The organism is Domibacillus indicus, from assembly GCF_023715895.1.
Lineage (GTDB): Bacteria > Bacillota > Bacilli > Bacillales > Domibacillaceae > Domibacillus > Domibacillus indicus_A.
In genome coordinates, this window is record NZ_JAMBOO010000016.1 from 64,362 (window position 1) to 81,787 (window position 17,426).

General features: G+C 41.0%; 14 protein-coding genes. 5 read left to right on the forward strand and 9 right to left on the reverse strand.

Annotated features, from left to right (window positions below; genetic code table 11):
* Nucleotides 1–657: 657 nt before the first annotated feature.
* Nucleotides 658–2,406, forward strand: coding sequence for a SulP family inorganic anion transporter (locus M3221_RS18060; RefSeq protein WP_251273119.1), 1,749 nt, complete (start codon nt 658–660; stop codon nt 2,404–2,406).
* A gap of 71 nt (nt 2,407–2,477) precedes the next feature.
* On the opposite strand, the gene M3221_RS18065 is transcribed toward M3221_RS18060, so the two are convergent.
* The gene (locus M3221_RS18065; protein WP_251273120.1) at nt 2,478–2,618 is read right to left on the reverse strand and encodes a PTS glucitol/sorbitol transporter subunit IIC; all 141 of its coding nucleotides are present in this window, start codon (nt 2,616–2,618) and stop codon (nt 2,478–2,480) included.
* A 517-nt stretch (nt 2,619–3,135) separates the two neighbouring features.
* Here M3221_RS18065 and M3221_RS18070 point away from each other — a divergent pair.
* Complete coding sequence (locus M3221_RS18070; protein WP_251273121.1) at nt 3,136–3,342, forward strand: hypothetical protein; 207 nt, start codon at nt 3,136–3,138, stop codon at nt 3,340–3,342.
* 179 nt (nt 3,343–3,521) lie between these two features.
* On the forward strand, nt 3,522–3,845 hold the full coding sequence (locus M3221_RS18075; RefSeq protein WP_251273122.1) for a hypothetical protein: 324 nt from the start codon (nt 3,522–3,524) through the stop codon (nt 3,843–3,845).
* A 109-nt stretch (nt 3,846–3,954) separates the two neighbouring features.
* Here the strand turns inward: M3221_RS18075 and M3221_RS18080 are convergent, their stop codons facing one another.
* Nucleotides 3,955–4,908, reverse strand: a complete 954-nt coding sequence (locus M3221_RS18080) for a sugar-binding transcriptional regulator (protein WP_251273123.1) — start codon at nt 4,906–4,908, stop codon at nt 3,955–3,957.
* A 425-nt stretch (nt 4,909–5,333) separates the two neighbouring features.
* Between M3221_RS18080 and M3221_RS18085 the strand changes: the two genes are divergently transcribed.
* Both M3221_RS18085 and M3221_RS18090 read left to right on the forward strand, forming a co-directional pair.
* A complete protein-coding gene (locus M3221_RS18085; protein ID WP_251273146.1) occupies nt 5,334–5,999 on the forward strand; it encodes a GntR family transcriptional regulator in 666 nt (221 codons plus the stop codon).
* Between the two features lie 7 nt (nt 6,000–6,006).
* A complete protein-coding gene (locus M3221_RS18090; RefSeq protein ID WP_251273124.1) occupies nt 6,007–6,978 on the forward strand; it encodes a DMT family transporter in 972 nt (323 codons plus the stop codon).
* 47 nt (nt 6,979–7,025) lie between these two features.
* Here M3221_RS18090 and M3221_RS18095 read toward each other — a convergent pair whose 3' ends face one another.
* The 7 genes from M3221_RS18095 to M3221_RS18125 all read right to left on the reverse strand — a co-directional run bounded on the left by M3221_RS18095 (nt 7,026) and on the right by M3221_RS18125 (nt 17,372).
* Nucleotides 7,026–9,437 carry a glycoside hydrolase family 3 C-terminal domain-containing protein gene (locus M3221_RS18095; protein ID WP_251273125.1) on the reverse strand — a complete coding sequence of 804 codons (2,412 nt, stop codon included), beginning with the start codon at nt 9,435–9,437 and terminating at the stop codon, nt 7,026–7,028.
* Nucleotides 9,438–9,856: 419 nt separating this feature from the next.
* A complete protein-coding gene (locus M3221_RS18100; RefSeq protein WP_251273126.1) occupies nt 9,857–11,914 on the reverse strand; it encodes a PAS domain S-box protein in 2,058 nt (685 codons plus the stop codon).
* A 1,044-nt stretch (nt 11,915–12,958) separates the two neighbouring features.
* Entirely contained in the window at nt 12,959–13,690 is a 732-nt protein-coding gene (locus M3221_RS18105; RefSeq protein WP_251273127.1) for a UTRA domain-containing protein, read from the reverse strand.
* 174 nt (nt 13,691–13,864) lie between these two features.
* On the reverse strand, nt 13,865–14,758 hold the full coding sequence (locus M3221_RS18110) for a TIM barrel protein (protein ID WP_396120352.1): 894 nt from the start codon (nt 14,756–14,758) through the stop codon (nt 13,865–13,867).
* Entirely contained in the window at nt 14,716–15,543 is an 828-nt protein-coding gene (locus M3221_RS18115; RefSeq protein ID WP_251273129.1) for a PfkB family carbohydrate kinase, read from the reverse strand. Before M3221_RS18115 ends, M3221_RS18110 begins: the two co-directional genes overlap by 43 nt.
* A gap of 45 nt (nt 15,544–15,588) precedes the next feature.
* Nucleotides 15,589–16,491 (reverse strand): carbohydrate ABC transporter permease, encoded by a 903-nt coding sequence (locus M3221_RS18120; RefSeq protein WP_251273130.1) that lies wholly within the window; start codon nt 16,489–16,491, stop codon nt 15,589–15,591.
* 2 nt (nt 16,492–16,493) lie between these two features.
* Nucleotides 16,494–17,372 (reverse strand): carbohydrate ABC transporter permease, encoded by an 879-nt coding sequence (locus M3221_RS18125; protein WP_251273131.1) that lies wholly within the window; start codon nt 17,370–17,372, stop codon nt 16,494–16,496.
* Nucleotides 17,373–17,426 lie beyond the last annotated feature (54 nt).

The window sequence follows — 17,426 nt, forward strand, 5'->3', positions numbered from 1 at the left end:
GAGGACAGAAGTGATGGTAGAAACAAAGCCATGTGAACCTCTCCGCCAAATCCTTGATGCAGATGGAGAAGTTCACATAAAGGAAGCTTCCTAAATTATTTTGTATTTTGCGTAGCGGCAGAATGGGTATCGCAACTATCTGTTCAGGGAGCGGTCTGGGCAATGCGATTATGATGAAAGTGTCTGGATAGGCTAAGGATACAAATAATAGCATTTTGAAGCAGCCGATCGGCTGCTTTTTCTACTTTAATTAAGCGATAAACTGAGTAATTGTCTTTAATTGAACTACCACCCACTTACCCAATTTTGGCGGTACTCCCATTTCCCCTTCTTAACTTTTAATTTCTTTTATTCATTTTTACAATTTTATAAAATAGGGCCATTTTACAATAAGGTAATTTTTATCATTTTAGAGTAATTACTCCTTTTATTTTAATTAAGTGTTAAATTTTATACATTAAATTTAATTTTTTATGAACTAAAACCCTTCTCTTTCCCCAATTTTGGTCTTTTATTATATTTTCTGATTATTACAAAAAAAGGAACAATAATCCTATGGATAGTAATGGAACAGAAACATTTTATTTACAATAAATAACTATAATATTCCATAGTTATATTTAATAACTAAATTTTGTGTTAGAAAGGAATGAACCCATGATCGCTTTAAAAAGATTTGAAGGATACAGCATCAGCGGATTTCAAAGAGATCTGCTTGCTGGGTTGGTAGTAGGGGTTGTTGCGATTCCCTTAGGAATGGCTTTTGCGATTGCTTCTGGTGTAAGACCTGAGTATGGATTGTATACAACCATTATTGCTGGCATTTTGGTTTCGCTTTTAGGAGGCTCCAAATTCCAGATTGCGGGCCCTACAGGAGCTTTTGTTCCTATTCTTTTTGCGGTCGTTTCCCAGTATGGATATGAAAATCTTCTGATTGCCGGATTCATGGCCGGAATCCTGCTTCTCCTTGCCGGTCTTTTGAAAGCAGGACGATTTATTAAGTTCATTCCACGTCCTGTTACAATAGGATTTACAGCTGGCATTGCCGTCATTATTTTTTCTGGGCAAATCGCTAACTTTCTTGGTTTGCGAGACATTAAGAAACATGAAGAATTTCACTTAAACATGATAGAGATTATGCTGCACATTGGATCAGTTAATCCAATTAGCGTGCTGATTTCCTTCATCTGCCTGGGAACGATTATTTTAATGACAAAATATGTTCCTAAAATACCTGGGCCTCTGGCTGGTTTGCTAGTTTCAAGTGTTATCGCCTTTTTCTTTTTTCGCGGTCAAGTAGAGACCATCGGCACGGCATTCGGAGCGATTCCAAGCGGACTGCCGGCTTTTCAATTTCCAGCGATCACATGGGAAACGGTGATTATGCTCTTGCCAGCTGCGTTTGTGATTGCCGCCTTAGGAGGAATCGAATCTCTTTTATCAGCCGTTGTAGCTGATAATATGAGTAAAGAAAAACACCACAGCAACAAGGAACTCGTTGGACAAGGAATTGCCAATATGGTGACTCCTTTGTTTGGCGGCATCCCCGCTACAGGTGCCATTGCCAGAACGGCTACCAACATTAAAAACGGGGCGGCTTCTCCTTTATCAGGCATTGTGCATGGCCTTGTCGTGCTGCTCGTCGTGCTTTTGTTAGCTCCTTACGCTTCTCATATTCCAATGGCAAGTATGGCGCCGATTTTAATGTTCGTGGCCTGGAATATGAGTGAACGAAAAGAATTCCGTCACATTGTACAAACAAAAAGTGCGGATTCAGCTGTCCTGATCGTTACATTTTTGTTAACAGTTTTCACCGATTTAACGACTGGGGTAGGAGCCGGATTGCTATTGGCTCTGCTTATGTTTGTGGTTAAAATGAGCCGCGGCTTAAAGGTTTCTAAAGTACTTCCGGATCCAGAAGACAAATTGGTAAAGCCAGAAATGGTTGCTCAAGGTAAAAACTGTCCTCAAATCGGCATGTATACCATTGAAGGGCCGTTATTTTTTGGATCAACTGAAAAGTTTGAAGAAGCGGTTGACCACATTTTAGAGTCAAAACCAAAAGTGCTGCTGCTGCGTATGAGCAACGTTTCTTTTATTGACACCTCGGGTGAAGCGCTTCTTGTTTCCATTGCCAATCAGTTGAAAGAACAAGGCGGACAATTGCTGCTGTCAGGATTGAAACGACAGCCGAAAGAATTGCTTTCAAGCACCGGTTTTTATCAGCATCTCGGTGAAGAATATTTCTTTGACCGTACCGGAAAAGCGTTAAACTATGCGTTAGCTCGTTTAAATGCCGGAACGTGCCTCGGCTGCAGACAGCGTGCCTTTAAAGAATGTGCCCAGCTTTCCAAACAGCCGGAAGGGCAGGTAAAGCAAGCGCGTAAAGGGTTAGCGGTTACTTAAAAATTTTCTATGCTTTCTTTGATTGAAATTGAAAAAGCTGGCCAGAATCCTCAGGCCAGCTTTTTTACTTTTTATTGTTTATTGCAAAATAATATTTTTCGTTGTTTTCGGGCAAAGCGGTCAATCCGCTCTTCTCCGATAATCTTAATTAAAGCGTTTACAGCAAGAACCAAACAAATGAGTGTCGGAATGATACCGGCGAACATATCCATAAAGGTTTTTCTGCCTTTTTTGAACAAAAAATTAGCACCGCATTCCCCTTCAAAATCTCCGATTTAATGGGGGTTAGGCGCTAAGGTCTTTATTCTCCTTGTTCTTCTATATATTTTTTTATCGAGAAGTGCTATTGCCTCTGCTTTTGGCAAAGTAAAGAGCTTCCGCTCTAACTATCAAAACTGGGAAAAAGAGCAGAAATACGCTCTTTCCGAAGGGAAGAAATTTAAGAAGCAGCCTCCGCGCCTGCAGGCGGAACATAAAGAATTCCCTGTTTTTTATCGAGGGAACATGTTCAACAGAACATCCGATACATCAGCACAAATCAAAGTGTTCCACCAGAATGACTGGGTATGGATAAATATCTAATTTAAAGGGCAGGACCACTACAAACGTGGTGTCTGGGAATGGAAAGAACATAACCCTAAGCTGATTAAGCGGAGAAAGAAATTCTTTCTTTCCATCAGATACGAAAATAAAGTCACTTTAACGAAAACACCTATTCAAGAACAAAAAGTGTGTGCGGTAGACCTTGGGCTCACCAATTCTGCGGTATGTTCAATTATCGATGCAAAAGGCACTATTGTAGGCCGGACATTTATTAACCAGCCTAAAGAAAAAGACCGTCTGCAGACCATAACGAACAAACTGCGGAAAGCCCAGCGAGCAAGCGGCCGTATCCATGCGCCCAATTTTTGGCGGCAGATCAATGGGTACCAGTAGCATATTGTCCGCCACACAAGCCATAAAATTGTCAAATTCGCGGCAAAGCATGGCTGTGACGTCATTGTATTCGAGTACCTGGGCAGAATGAAAACCCCAAAGGGTTTTATGGAGCCAGGAAACTCCGTTTCAAGCTTCACGGGTGGCGGAAAATAGGTATCCAGAACAAAGTGGAAGAAATGGCGCACTCCCTGGGCATGCGGATTTCCCGAATCAATCCGCGAAACACCAGCGCCCTGGCTTTCGGCGGCTCTGGAAAAGTGGAACGGAACCCGAAAAAAGACCTTGCCACGTTTTCAACTGGCAAAGTCTATCATACGGATTTGTCTGCTTCGTATAATATTGGCGCCCGTTATTTTATTCGGGCTTTTCAAAAATCCATTTCGGAAACGAAATGGTTGTCACTTCAGGCAAAAGTTCCTAAGCTGGCAAAAAGGACATCGCAGACCTTGTCTTCGTTCATTAGTCTTCATCATGCATTCGAGCTTCCGAAGGAAGCTTAACCAGCTGGTGTTGTACTGTATTCAAGATAAGGGATGCTCCATCAAAATCTTTGATTTAGGTGGAGAGGTTCACTGAGTCAAGCTTCATTAGAACGGACAATAAAAAGGGTTAGTTTTTATCCTGTTCCGCAACAAGGTCTTTCGCTGTTTCCTCGTCTGTGATCAGCACATCGATCAGTTTTCCTTTTAAAGCTGCTTGTATGGATTGTACTTTTTCTTTGCCGCTCGCTACTCCAATAACAAGAGGAATGTCTTTTAGCTTCTCAGCCTCAAAAGCAATAATTCGTTCATTCCAAGTACTTTGAGAAGTTGTTCCATTTTTGTTGATAAAGTTATAGCATATATCTCCTACAATATCTTGATCAACAAAATGATTTTGATGCTCCTGTCCAAGATAAGACTGTACCATTGTGGAATGTTCAGGCGTTCCGCCAATGCCGACAACCGCAATATCAGACTGAGCAGCAAGATCAAATACACTTTTAATAGAAGACTGGCTCATAAATACCTTTTTGGCTTCTTTGGAATCTACCATAACCGGTGTATGAAGCAGCTTATATTCAGCATGCAGCTGTCCAGCCATCGTCGCTACAATATGATTGGCATGAATATCTACACGTTCATTCCCCATTCCGCCCACAAACGGGACAAACCGAACAGAAGGATATGTTTGGTTGGAAGTCATTGCTTTTGCTACTTCAAACAGTGTAGTTCCCGACGAAACACCAATTACCTGACCATCCTGCATAATGCGCAGCAAATACTTGGCTGCCGCCGCACCGAGCCTGCTTTTAGACGATTCCCCGCCAAAACTCGGAATACATACCACTTCCCGAATGCCATGAGAACGTTCCACCTGCATTTCCAGCTGGCGAAACGGATGAATAACATCATCGTGAATGATAATTTCCACAATGCCCTGCTCTTTTGCCTTTGCTAAATATTTTGAAATCAATGAGCGGCTTACGCCCATTTCTTTTGCAATTTCTAATTGTGTGGCTCCTTCTTCGTAATACATGTGTGCCATTTTCACTAGAGCCCGCCGGTCTTCAATAAACGTCATTGTTCCTACCCCTTTGACATGCTGATTAAGCAGGGAGCCATGTTTCCATGAGCGTACCCTCCCTGCCCATTATACAAGTTGTTCAGCATAATCTGCTATGGAAGATTGTCTGTTACAAAGTAATAAGGCTCGAAAGAAGCTCTTTTTGCAGGCCGTCTTCCGGGAATAAATGATTTTGAAGCTCTCTTAGTTTCCAAACCGTCGTGCTTGGATTAAGTTCTACATCATCTGTCCCTGGACTAAAAAGATTTTAATATAGCAATTTTTATTGATGAGTTTAAAAAAGTGCCTGGATGAAATAAATCGCTGTTCTCCCTTTCACTTTAAATCAGAGCTCATCGCGTAAATTGCCATTGCATCTTCTGAGCTATTTTGTGTTAAAAAGTGCGGTTGTGTTAAAAATTAATATGCGATATATTGGTTTTATGGAAAAAAATATAATAAAACCTATTAAGCGTTTGTCCCTTAGAGATGAAGTGTACGAAACGTTAAAAAAATCGATTGTCACATTAGAATTTCAGCCAGAAGAACGGCTGCACGACAAAAAATTAGCTGAACAGTTTGGCATTAGCCGTACTCCTGTCAGGGAGGCGCTAAAACGCCTGGAAGATGAAGGGCTGGTAGAATCACTTCCCGGTTCTTCTACACGTGTGGCTCCACTAAATGTAGAGGAAGCGAAGCACGCTTTTACCGTGGTAGCTGTTTTACATGCCCTAGCCGCCCGGCTCGCGTGTCCTTTATTGAATCAAGCTGATATGGAAGCTTTAAAATCAATCAATAAAACGCTGCAGCTTTCAATTGAAAAAGGAGATGTGATTGGAGCAATTGAAGCAGATACCGCTTTTCACAAGGTATTTTTGGATGCGGCCGGAAATCCCGAAATTGTCCTGGCCTTAGAACGCAGCGAGCCAAAAATTCACCGTTTAGAGATTTCACAATTCGCTACATTAAAAGCATTAAACTCGATCGATCAGCACAATCAGATTATATTAGCATGTGAAAATCAACAGTTTGAAAAAGCGGTTCATCTTGTAGAGGAAAACTGGCTAAGTCTTGGAACACTGCTTACGCAGCAAACAGAATCGAGGTGATAGTCATATGAAGCCTATTTTTCTTGGAATTTGTGCTGCTTTCTTTTTTGCTTTTACTTTTGTGCTTAATGCATCCATGGAGCTGTCCGGCGGCAGCTGGATATGGAGTGCATCGCTCCGTTACATTTTTATGGTACCCTTTCTTTTATGTATTGTGATGATAAGAAAAAATTTACGTCCGCTCCTGGTGGAAATGAAAAAGCAGCCCGGAACATGGCTTTTATGGAGCTTTATTGGGTTCGGCCTTTTTTATGCTCCGTTATGTTATGCCGCTGCTTATTCACCGGGCTGGCTGATCGCCGGAACGTGGCAAATTACCATTATTTCCGGCGCTTTACTTGCCCCTTTATTTTTTGAAACAGTGTATACAAAGGACGGTCCATTGCAGGTAAGGGGGGAAATTCCTTTTAAAGGCATGATCATGTCACTCATTATTTTGCTGGGAATTGTATTCATGCAAATGGAACATGCAAAGCAGTTTTCTGCCGAAAACGTATTACTGGGCGTGGTTCCTGTTCTGATCGCCTCATTTGCCTATCCTTTAGGGAACCGTAAAATGATGGACGTATGTGAAGGACGACTGGATGCTTTTCAGAGGGTGTTAGGCATGACCCTGGCCAGTCTTCCATTCTGGCTTCTGCTTTCTTTATACGGCTTTTATACCGTCGGCCTGCCAAGCAAGGAACAAAATCTCCAATCTTTATTAGTGGCCCTTTGTTCAGGTGTGATTGCAACAGTACTGTTTTTTAAAGCAACGGATATGGTAAGAGGGAATATGCAAAAGCTGGCATCAGTTGAAGCTACACAATCGATGGAAGTGCTTTTTGCTTTAGCCGGGGAGCTTCTGTTTTTAGCAATCCCTGCTCCTTCTACGTTAGCTTGGTGTGGTATCCTTTTTGTAATTATCGGAATGATTTCACACAGCTACATTTCACATAGAAACGAAGAAAACCCTGTTAAACAGTCAACAACTGTTTAACAGGGTTTTTCTTTTCTTCTGCAGGCAAAATTATCGTGTCAGCATGCTTAGTTACTTTCCTTTGAAAGTTCGTCTATTGGTTCTTTTGGTGACAAAACGTTTTCCACCTCTTCTACTACAATATCATCGTTTACCTGGAAGGATGCGGTTCCTTTAATATTTTCAGAAGAAGCACCGATTTTTACCGTATACGTCCCTTTTTCTACAATCCAGGCAGACTTATCTTCATCAAAAGAAGCAAGCGACTTGGCATCAAGCTCAAATATCATATTTTCTTTCTTACCTGGCTGAAGCTCTTTTGTTTTGCCGAATGCTTTCAATTCCAGTGCTGGCTTTTCCAGCTTTCCATCTGGTGCGGACACATAAACTTGAACCGCTTCTTTTCCTGCTGTTTTGCCCGTGTTTTCTACTGTGGCAAAAACTTTTATTTTTTTATTAAATTCTTTTTGATTTACTCGAATGTTACTATAATCAAATGTTGTATACGACAGGCCATAGCCAAATTCGTAAGCAGGCTTTACATTAAATGTTGAATGGTAACGGTAGCCGACGTAAATCCCTTCTTCATAGACCACTTTTTCTGGATTTTCAGCCGGGTCACCCGGGAAGTTATCTGCTGAAGGTACATCACTATAAGCAACTGGGAATGTGGTTGCAAGCTTTCCTGACGGATTCACGGCTCCTGACAGCACATCTGCTACTGCACCCCCGGCTTCCTGGCCAGGCTGCCAGGCTAGAAGAATGCTGTCCACTTTATCTCTCCAGCTGGCCATTTCAACCGGTCCGCCAATATTTAGGACAACCGCTACTTTCTTGCCTTCCTTATGATAAGCTTCTGCTACTCCTGCAATCATCGCCTGCTCTTGATCTGTCAGAAGGTAATCCCCTTTCTCATTTTTTCGGTCTGCGCTCTCGCCAGAATTTCTTCCAATCACAATGACCCCGGTATCCGTTTCCTTTACCGTTGACTGAATTTCGTCTGCTGCCAGTGTCTTTTCTGGAATCGGCGGCGTCAGCTTTCCAAAGTCGCTTCCCCATGGACTGTCGACAATTTTATACTCATCCATACTTCTCAAGTTTGCTATATAAGTTTTATAGCTGTTCAGTAAATCTTGATTTAGATGAAAGCCCGCTTCCTCTAATCCATCCGCAATAGAGACGGTGTAGGCTGCATTAACATCTCCGCTTCCGGTACCTCCTTTAATCGTTTCAACTTGTGTGTTTCCAAACAACCCCACTTTTTCTTTTGTACGAAGAGGCAATGTTCCATCTTCATTTTTCAGCAATACCATTCCTTGAGCCGCGGCTTGCCTTCCCACTTTAGCGTGTGCCTGTAAATCCGGCTGACTGGAGTACTCATACCCTTTAAAAGTCGGTGTTTCAATTACCACTTGCAGAATTCGTTTAATATTACGGTCAAGTACTGATTCATCTAACAGTCCGTTCGTTACCGCATTGGCAATCGCCTCCGCTTGTCCCATACCTGGCATAATCAGGTCATTGCCCGCTTTCATCTGTTCAACTGGGTCCGTCCCAGCGAACCAGTCTGTCATGACAAACCCATTGAATCCCCAGTCATTTCGAAGCACATTGGTAAGCAGCTCGTTATTTTGAGAAGCCGGCAGGCTATTTAGCTTGTTATAAGAGCTCATCACGGCCCACGGCTGCGCTTCTTTTACGGCCGTTTCAAACCCTTTTAGGTAAATCTCTCTTAAAGCTCTCTCTGAAACTACTGTATCAATCGTCATCCGGTTGGTTTCCTGGTTATTCGCTGCAAAGTGTTTGATCGTAGCCCCAACCCCGTTTGATTCTACTCCATTTACAAGAGCTGCTGTCATTTTGCCAGCCACCAGCGGGTCTTCAGAAAAATATTCAAAGTTGCGGCCATTTAATAAGTTTCGATGAATATTGAGAGCAGGAGCAAGAAAAATATCAATCCCGTATTCTTTTACTTCATTTCCCTGTGCTTGTCCTACTTTTTGCACGATCTCTGTATCCCATGTGGAAGCCAGAGATGTGGCAATCGGAAAAGCCGTCGCATAGTAGGTTTTCTCGTCACCTGCTCTTGTTGGACTAATTCTCAGCCCGGCCGGTCCATCGGCCATCAGCAAGCTTGGTATGCCGAGACGCGGAATGCCATATGTTTGTCCAACCGCACCGGCTACTCTTGCTTTTGGGGTGCCAAACATGCCAGGCATGCCGGTCCCTACTACAAGTTTTGCTTTTTCCTCCAGGGTCATAGCTTGAATAACGGAATCGATTGATTGTGCGTTGATTAATTGGGGTGTTTCAGTCCGGGAGTCAGCAGAGACAGCGGCCTGAAGGGATTCTGCTGCAGATGTTTGTGCATAAGCCATTCCCCCAGCGTTAGAAGTAACCAATAACACGCCGACTGCAGATAAAGCGGCGAATCGTTTCAGCTGTGATGTCTTTTTGATTTTTTTCAATTGTTTTCCCATTATGATACCTCCCATTTTTGAGTTTCCCTGCTTAAAAGTAGTTTTTTGCTTCACAAACTGCTGTTTTAAACACAGATACGCTAAACCTTTCTGAAAACTTCCTAAATATAGGAATAAACATAACAGCCGTTGAACAAATCACCCTGCTTCTTATGAGAGGTCAACCTTATGTAAGCGTTAACAATTTTGATTATAGGCTGTTTAGGCGCCCTGTTTTTCTATAATTTTTTAAGATTATCTGTACTTTTTTATTTTTAAGAGTAGAAAGCAAAAAAGACAAAGCCACCTCCAATCTAAGATTGGTAAGCAGTTTTGTCTGTGGTTTTACATATTTATTTACCAGGTGTTTGTTGTTTTCCTTGTTCTTTTATAAACTTGCTTACGAGGAAAATGAACCAGGCACTGCCTTTTTCCTACTTTTATCCATAAATATGATACGTATTACGGTTCTCTTTAGCTTTGTATAGTGCTCTGTCTGCATGACGCAGTAATACTTGTGTGCTTTCGCCATGATGCGGATAAAAAGCAATGCCATTGCTTGATGTGGCCCTGATCATGTGCCCCTGAAGGTGATAGGGCATCCGGAGTTCCTGCTGAATTCTTTCTGCTACTTCCGTTACTTCCTTTAAGCTGTTGATATCGGAGAGTAAAATCGTAAATTCATCTCCTCCCATGCGGGCTATCATGTCACTTTTGCGTGTTGCTTTCATCAGCCTTTGGACAAACTGTTTTAATAGTTCGTCTCCTATTTCATGGCCATATGAATCATTAACCTCTTTAAATTTATCGATATCCATGTACATAACGGCAAAACTGCGGCAGGAATGCTTCGCTGCATCAATTTCCTTATCGATAAATTCAGTGAACATTCGTCTATTGTATACACCCGTTAATGAATCGAATGATGCATAGTTTTGCAGTTCCTCTTCGTCACGCTTCCTTTGTGTGATATCCCGGGCCGCTACTGTGTATTGTTGAACAAGCCCTTCTTTGCCACTGACCGGTGAAAAAATGGCTTCTACCCAGATCCATGAGCCGTCTTTTGTACACTGGCGGAACTGTACCTGGCACATGCCGTTTTCCTCTATTGAACGCTCAAACTGCTTCCTTACCTGCTCGACATCTTCTTTATGAACAGTATCAAAAAATGTTTTTCCTACTAACTCATCCGGCTTAAAACCAAGTACCTTCTCGTGGGAAGGAGAAGCATAGGTAATCTGGCCATTCGAATGAAGAACTTTAATAATATCATGTGAATGTTCAGCAATGATGCGGTACCGTTCTTCGCTTTCCATTAACTCTGCCTGTACCTGCTTTAGTTTCGTAATATCTTTGTATACCCCAATTACAGCCCATACTTCTCCTGCTTTATTTTTAAGAGGATTGTAAGTCGCCAGTACATCTAGCATACTGCCGTCTTTTTTTTGTCGTTCGGTTTCTAAACTAACAATGGTTTGTCCTTTTCGGAGCTGGCTGCGTATTTGCTGAAGCTCTTCTTTTAAATGAGGCGGCGTGAAGATAATGGCTGGCCTTTCCCCTTCTGTGTCTTCCTTTGTCCAGCCAAAAAGAGAAGTAAAAGCAGGATTGATATGCAGCAGCCGTCCTTGAAGTGTAAATAAGTCAATCGCGTCCGCCGTGTTGTTCCAAACGAGCTCAAGCTGTTCTTTCACATTACGCAGCTCTCTTTCAAGCTTCTTCGTCTCAGAAATATCACAAAAACTGATAGCTCCTGCTGTCACATTTCCTTTTTGATTTTTAATAGGCAGATAGGTAATGGCTACATCAAGCAGTCTTCCATCTTTATGCCGCCGCTGCGTTTCATAATGAGAAATAGTATGTCCTTGAAGCATTTGCTGAAAAAGAATCTCTGCTTCTTCTCCTTTATCCTTGGGAATAAAGCCGCACGTATGAAGAGCTGTTTCTGTTTCAAATGCCCCCTCTTCCCAACCGAACACTTTTTTGAAAGCAGGGTTCAATTCCAGAAGATCACCTTGCACCGTCCATAACGAAATTGGGTCCACCGAATGAGTAAAAAATGCTTCAAAAAAAGAATGGTCCATCTCAATTTGCGTCTTCTGGATGGATGATTTGCTGATCCCTTGAATAGTGAAGATGAGGTGAGTACAAAGATTTTTTTGATTAAACAGAGGCGTCAAAACCATTTGTCTGGCCGTTCTACTTTGCGGCAGACAGACTAGCTCATTAAAGGTTATGCTGCTTCGAGAAGCTGCCGCTTCCCTGCAGTGCTTTAGGATTATGCCTTGCGAATCTTCCGGCCACATCTGGTGTAAAAGCATTCCACACACGTTTGCAGGCCAATTAAACCAGGCCAAGGCTGCGTCATTGATGAAAGCAAAGCGATAAAACATCTCACCCTCAACAGAGAGGAGCATCACAGCATCCGGTATATGATTAAGAAGAGAAGAAGCGATTTCTGGATGCAGGGCATCTACAACAGGAACTGTTTTTTCATTCATGTTCATCATTACTCCTTTGAGAAATCTTGCTCTTAGAGGAAAAGAAGCTCTGATGTCTAAGACGCATAAAGCTCCTTCTAATTTTTCACCTTTATGTACAACTTGTAAAATGAATAAATTCCCAATTTACTTAAATGAATTATATCTTATTAATAGGCTTTTTGCACTAAACCTTATAAAATATTTTCCAATTTAATCAACCTGCCCAGTTCATATAAATTCCCAATAAGTTCCTCTAAAGAATAGAATGCTAGTTTCTGGCCAGCTAAATTTAAAGGTAGAATCACCTGATTGCACAAAAAGTATTCAACCCCCTCCTTTCTTTGCAGATCTACTAAAATCTTTTTATAGAATTTATTTTTATGCAAAGCAGCGTGCTTTTATGACTACCTTCTTATCTTTTAAACAGGAAAAAAGATCCACTATCAAAAAGCCGCCGATCCTAAATGGATCAGCGACTTCATTTGTATATCATAGACAGTTACTTTTTACTTATTGCAGTTCAGATTAATTAGTGCTTCTAACACATGGCCACAGCTACTCCTATTGGACTAGGTGCCCTGCCGGTACATCAGATCCTGACCATTTCTTCTGTGTGAAAGGCATTTCCTTTTTGTACTCCATCAATAAGGATGAGTCCATATAATTGAAACCGGCCTTACCGGTATTCATTCAATACCTACATCATCCATATTAACTACTTTTAATGAATAAGAATAGAGTCCTTTATAACATGCCTTTCAACAGACAAGAGGAATACGACTCTATTAGAGAGAAGCTGGGATATATCTGATTTGATAAGGAAGTATTAATTGTTTGTTTACAAATTTCAGCCGAAACCTTAAATAGTTCACAGCAATTTATGCAGTTCAGCAGGCGGGGAGAATAGTTGATGATCTGATCAGAGACAATGTATTCAAGTAACTTTATATAGTATAAGTAAAATTATTCAACCGTTTCGTCCGGGACAAAGCGGCAGTTACAAAAATACGGCAGGTAACGGGTTCATTGTATGTTTAGCTAAATACTTACACTCCAGATTGATCATTCAGTTGTAATAGTAAACGTAACTTTATGTGTCGGCAGATAGGATTTAGCAAAATGAATCGGAACATCGTCTTGATCAAATGCTACTTTCTCAATTTCATAAAATGAATGGTCCGGGGAACTTTTCAGTAAGGCGGCTTGTTCCATGGTCGGATTAATGACATTTAGTGTTTTTTGATTTTTCACTAAGTCAACCTTATATCTGTTTTTAATAATGCTATAAATAGAGCTTGATTCTTCCAGATGCTTATCTAAATCAGGAAATTTTTTTAATGAGTAATAACTGCTTTCTAAATGAATAGGTTCATCATCAATCAAGTGCAGTCTGTTAATTTCTAGTATCGGTTCTTCCAGCTCTACATGCAAGGAATCAATATTTACATCTGCAATCGTCACCACGGCAGTCGAAAGAATTTTCGTTTTAGGCTGTTTACCTGACTGGACCAGGAACTCTGAAAACCCGCCCACTGAGACAAGCTCCCGTTTAATTTTCCCAGCAGATTTTACAAAAGTTCCGATACCGTGCTGCTTTTGAACAATACCTTCTTCTTCGAGCTCTGCAATCGCTCTTCGTATCGTAATACGGCTAACCCCATGCAGTTCACACAATTCTGCTTCTGTCGGCAGCTGGCTTCCTATAGCGTATTGTTCATTCTCAATATTTTTTTTGATTTTTTCTTTTAATTGAACATATAGTGGTTTTGCATATCTTTTAACTTTAGTTTTCATATTACAACCTCAACTGTCAAAGAGCCTTTGGGGTTAGCTCTCTTTAATTTTCTAGACGATACAATAGTGTTATCATTCCTACTTGAAATAAGCATTTTAACAGCACGATTAGAAATCCGCATCATGAGCAACCCCTTTCAATTTAATCATAAAGACTTCCTAAATTCCTGTCCATCAATTTACACTGCCCCACTTTTTCCTTGCATAGTCCAAACTGGCCTGCACGCATTTTTCAGGATCCGCATTATATTGGTTTCCGAAGAATTCCAAGGTTAAATACTCATTATACCCTATATTCTCCAAGCTTTCTTTCAATGAATCTAAAGGAAATTCCCCTTCTCCTAAAGCAAGGTGGGAAGAATTGCCCCATTGTCCATCAACAAAATGGATATGTACCAAATCATCCGCAAATAAGGTGTTATAATCTCCAATCGTATCACCAGCAACTATCATGCACGGTATATCGATCATCGCCTTTAAAAAGGGGGTTTTTATTTCCTCCAGCATTCGTTTTGCTGTTCTTGCATTGATGACTACATTTGAATAAGGATAAAAAAAGGGTTCTAACAGCAAAGTGATTCCTTTCTTTTCTGCTAATTGGGCGATCTGATAAATAGAATCTCGGGCTCTTTTCCAAGCATTTTCTTCAGGTTCGTTAAAAAAACCGTATCCAGCTGAAATCAGAAGAAATGGACACTCCAGGGAATCTGTAATCGCTAAACTTTTTTCAAAATAGCGGATACTGCTTTTTCGTGTTTCATTATCTGGAGCCGCTAAGTTGACCGGGTAGCTGCACTGCTCCGGCGTAAAGCAGACGATTTCTAAGTTTCTTGATTTGATTTTTTTTAAAAGGGACTGAACTTCTGAAGCCGTTACCCTTTCCACATGTAAGTGCGGCTCCCCTCCCCAAAGTTCAATTGCCTCCAGGTCAAGCTGAACGGTAGAGTCTAAAAAATAATCAATGGGATACCGCTGGTAGGCCAGGTTCATGTTCGCAAAATTCATTTCCCCATTCCCTCTTCCCTTTATTTTTTTGCTCCATATCCGAAAGCACCATAGTGCCCGCATACTTTTGAGGCAAACTCGGACGCTGTTCGAAGGGCCGCCCCCATGTCTTCTGATTGAGTATAGGACATTAAAAAGGAAGCGATGAATGAATCCCCAGCTCCCATCGTATCGACTGCTTCAACTTCAAGGGGCGATTGAGTAAATATCATTCCTTCTTCTGAAAAAATGACCGGCTGTGCTCCTCTTGTGACGCCGACCACTTTCACGCCTGACTTATGGACTTGTTGAATCAGCTGGTGAATTTCATCAACTGTTAAATCACTGCCTGAAAAAAAAGCAAAATCCAAATAAGGAGAAACCTTTTTCACGTATTCTTCTGTCCAGTATTCCTTTGTAGAAAAATCAAAAGAAATCATTTTGCTGCTTATTTTGGGCAGTTCTTCTTCAATGCCATGATTGATACTGATCGTAGCATGAACTAAATCGTACTGATCAATATAGCTTAGGTCGTCTTGATTTAGGCGAAGAGAAACCAGCGATTGAACTCTCTTGTCTTTATTTGTACCGACAAATACTCGGTCCCCTTCTTCATCCAATGTAACAACGGCTTCTCCGGTCACGCCATGTACCCGTCTGACCCGTTCAGTATTTACCTTTTCTTTTTCTAAAGAATAAAGAATATGGTCCCCTTCTTGATCTGTTCCTAAAATCCCCATGTAGCCAGCTTGTTCAGCTCCATTTTGTTTAGCAAAAACCGCTACATTTACGACACTTCCCCCGGGATAATACAGTCCCTGGTCTTGATAGTAGTCAACTACTCCATCACCAATACCTAATATCTTCATAATAGAATCTCCTTGTCTTGTAAACTGTCCAATCTGTAAGCCAGATTATCCTTTCACACCGCCGTCTGCGAGCCCACGAACAAAAGATTTTTGGATAAACAAAAATAAAATAATCAGCGGAAGAGAAGAAATAACCAGTCCAGCCATTAGAACACCCCAGTTTGTATAAAGTGCATCACGAAATGCCAGCAGTCCTGCTGTAATCGTTTTTTGTGCATCACTGTCAATAAACAAGTTGGCAAATAAAAATTCGTTCCATGCCCAATATGCTGTCAAAAGCATCGAAGTAACCAAAATAGGTTTACTCAGTGGTAGATAAATTCTAAAAAACACGCCAAATATGGAGCACCCTTCTAAATAAGCCGCTTCTTCCAACTCTTTCGGAATTTGAAGAAAGAAAGATCGAATCAAAAGCATGATCAGTGAAATTCTAAACGCAACATAAGGAATGATCAATGCCCAATGTGTATCATAAATCCCCATCAGCTGAACTAATTTATAGAGTGGGATTAAGCTTACCTGTGGAGGAAACATTAAACCAGCAGTCAAAAGCCCTAAGATAATCAGCTTTCCTTTGAATTCAAACCTTGCTAGACCGAATGCACAAAGTGCACTGAGAATAACAGTAAATAGAACAGTCATAACGGTTACGAATACACTGTTTAAAAAGAATTTTGATACACCTGTAGCCCATGCTTCCTGATAATTAGAAAACATCCATTTTGAAGGGAGCGCCCAGCTGCTGCGGAAGATTTCGTTCGTTTCTTTAAACGAATTAATGACCATCCAAAATAAAGGGTAAGCTACCGCTAAAAAGTAAAGCAGTAACAGAGCTGAAGTTATGGCAATACCTGACCAGGAAAGCCAGCTTTTTTTGCCGCTTTTCGTAAGGCTTCTGACCGTTTCTTTTTTTCCGACGACATTATATTGAACCAGTTTATTTGCCATCTTCAATCTCCTTTGCCAGTTTTAAGGATTTTGGATTGAGTGATATAAAAGATAATCGAAATTGCAAAAATAACGTTTGCAATCGTTGAAGCATAGCCCATTTCATTATCCACAAAAGCTTTATCATAAAGATAAGTGCTTAAGACTTGTGAAGAATTTCCGGGACCTCCCTGTGTTAAAACATACACGTCGGCAAAAGTCAGCATAGACTGACTCAGCGTGAAAATAACGGCTACAAAAGTCATTTCCTTAACCTGTGGAACGGTTACATTGAAAAAGGTTTGGATTTTATTTGCCCCATCCATTTTTGCCGCTTCATACAACTCACCAGGAATTTTTTGCATAGCCACAATATATAACATAGCAATATATCCTGTTCCAATCCATTGGCCCATCGCAACGACCGCATAAAAAGCGGTATCACTGTTTCCAAGCCACCCTGTTGCCAATTCGCCCAGGCCAATCACTTCTAAAAACTTATTTAACAACCCTATTTGCGGATTATAAATAAATGAAAAGAGCAGGCCTATAACCGTGATAGAAATTAGAACTGGAATAAAATACACGGTACGAAGGAGCGGAGCCACTTTTCTGAAAATCGTATCTTCTAAAACAGCGGCAATAACCAATCCGCCAAAAACTTGAATGATCAGAGAAATACAGGCGTGAATTAAATTATTTTTTAATGCAGTTTGAAAAACTGTATCCTCAAAGATTCTTGTATAGTTAGCAATCCCCAAAAACTCTCGGTTTGGTGAAAAGGAGTTCCAGCTATAAAAACTGGATTGAAGATTATCGATTACAGGATAGTAAATAAACAAGCAGACAATCAGAAGACCAGGGGTCACAAACAAGTAAGGGACTGCCGGATTCGTCTTCATTTTTACCTTATACCTCCCTTTTATGATATTAAAGATGCAGCGGCATGCCGCGGA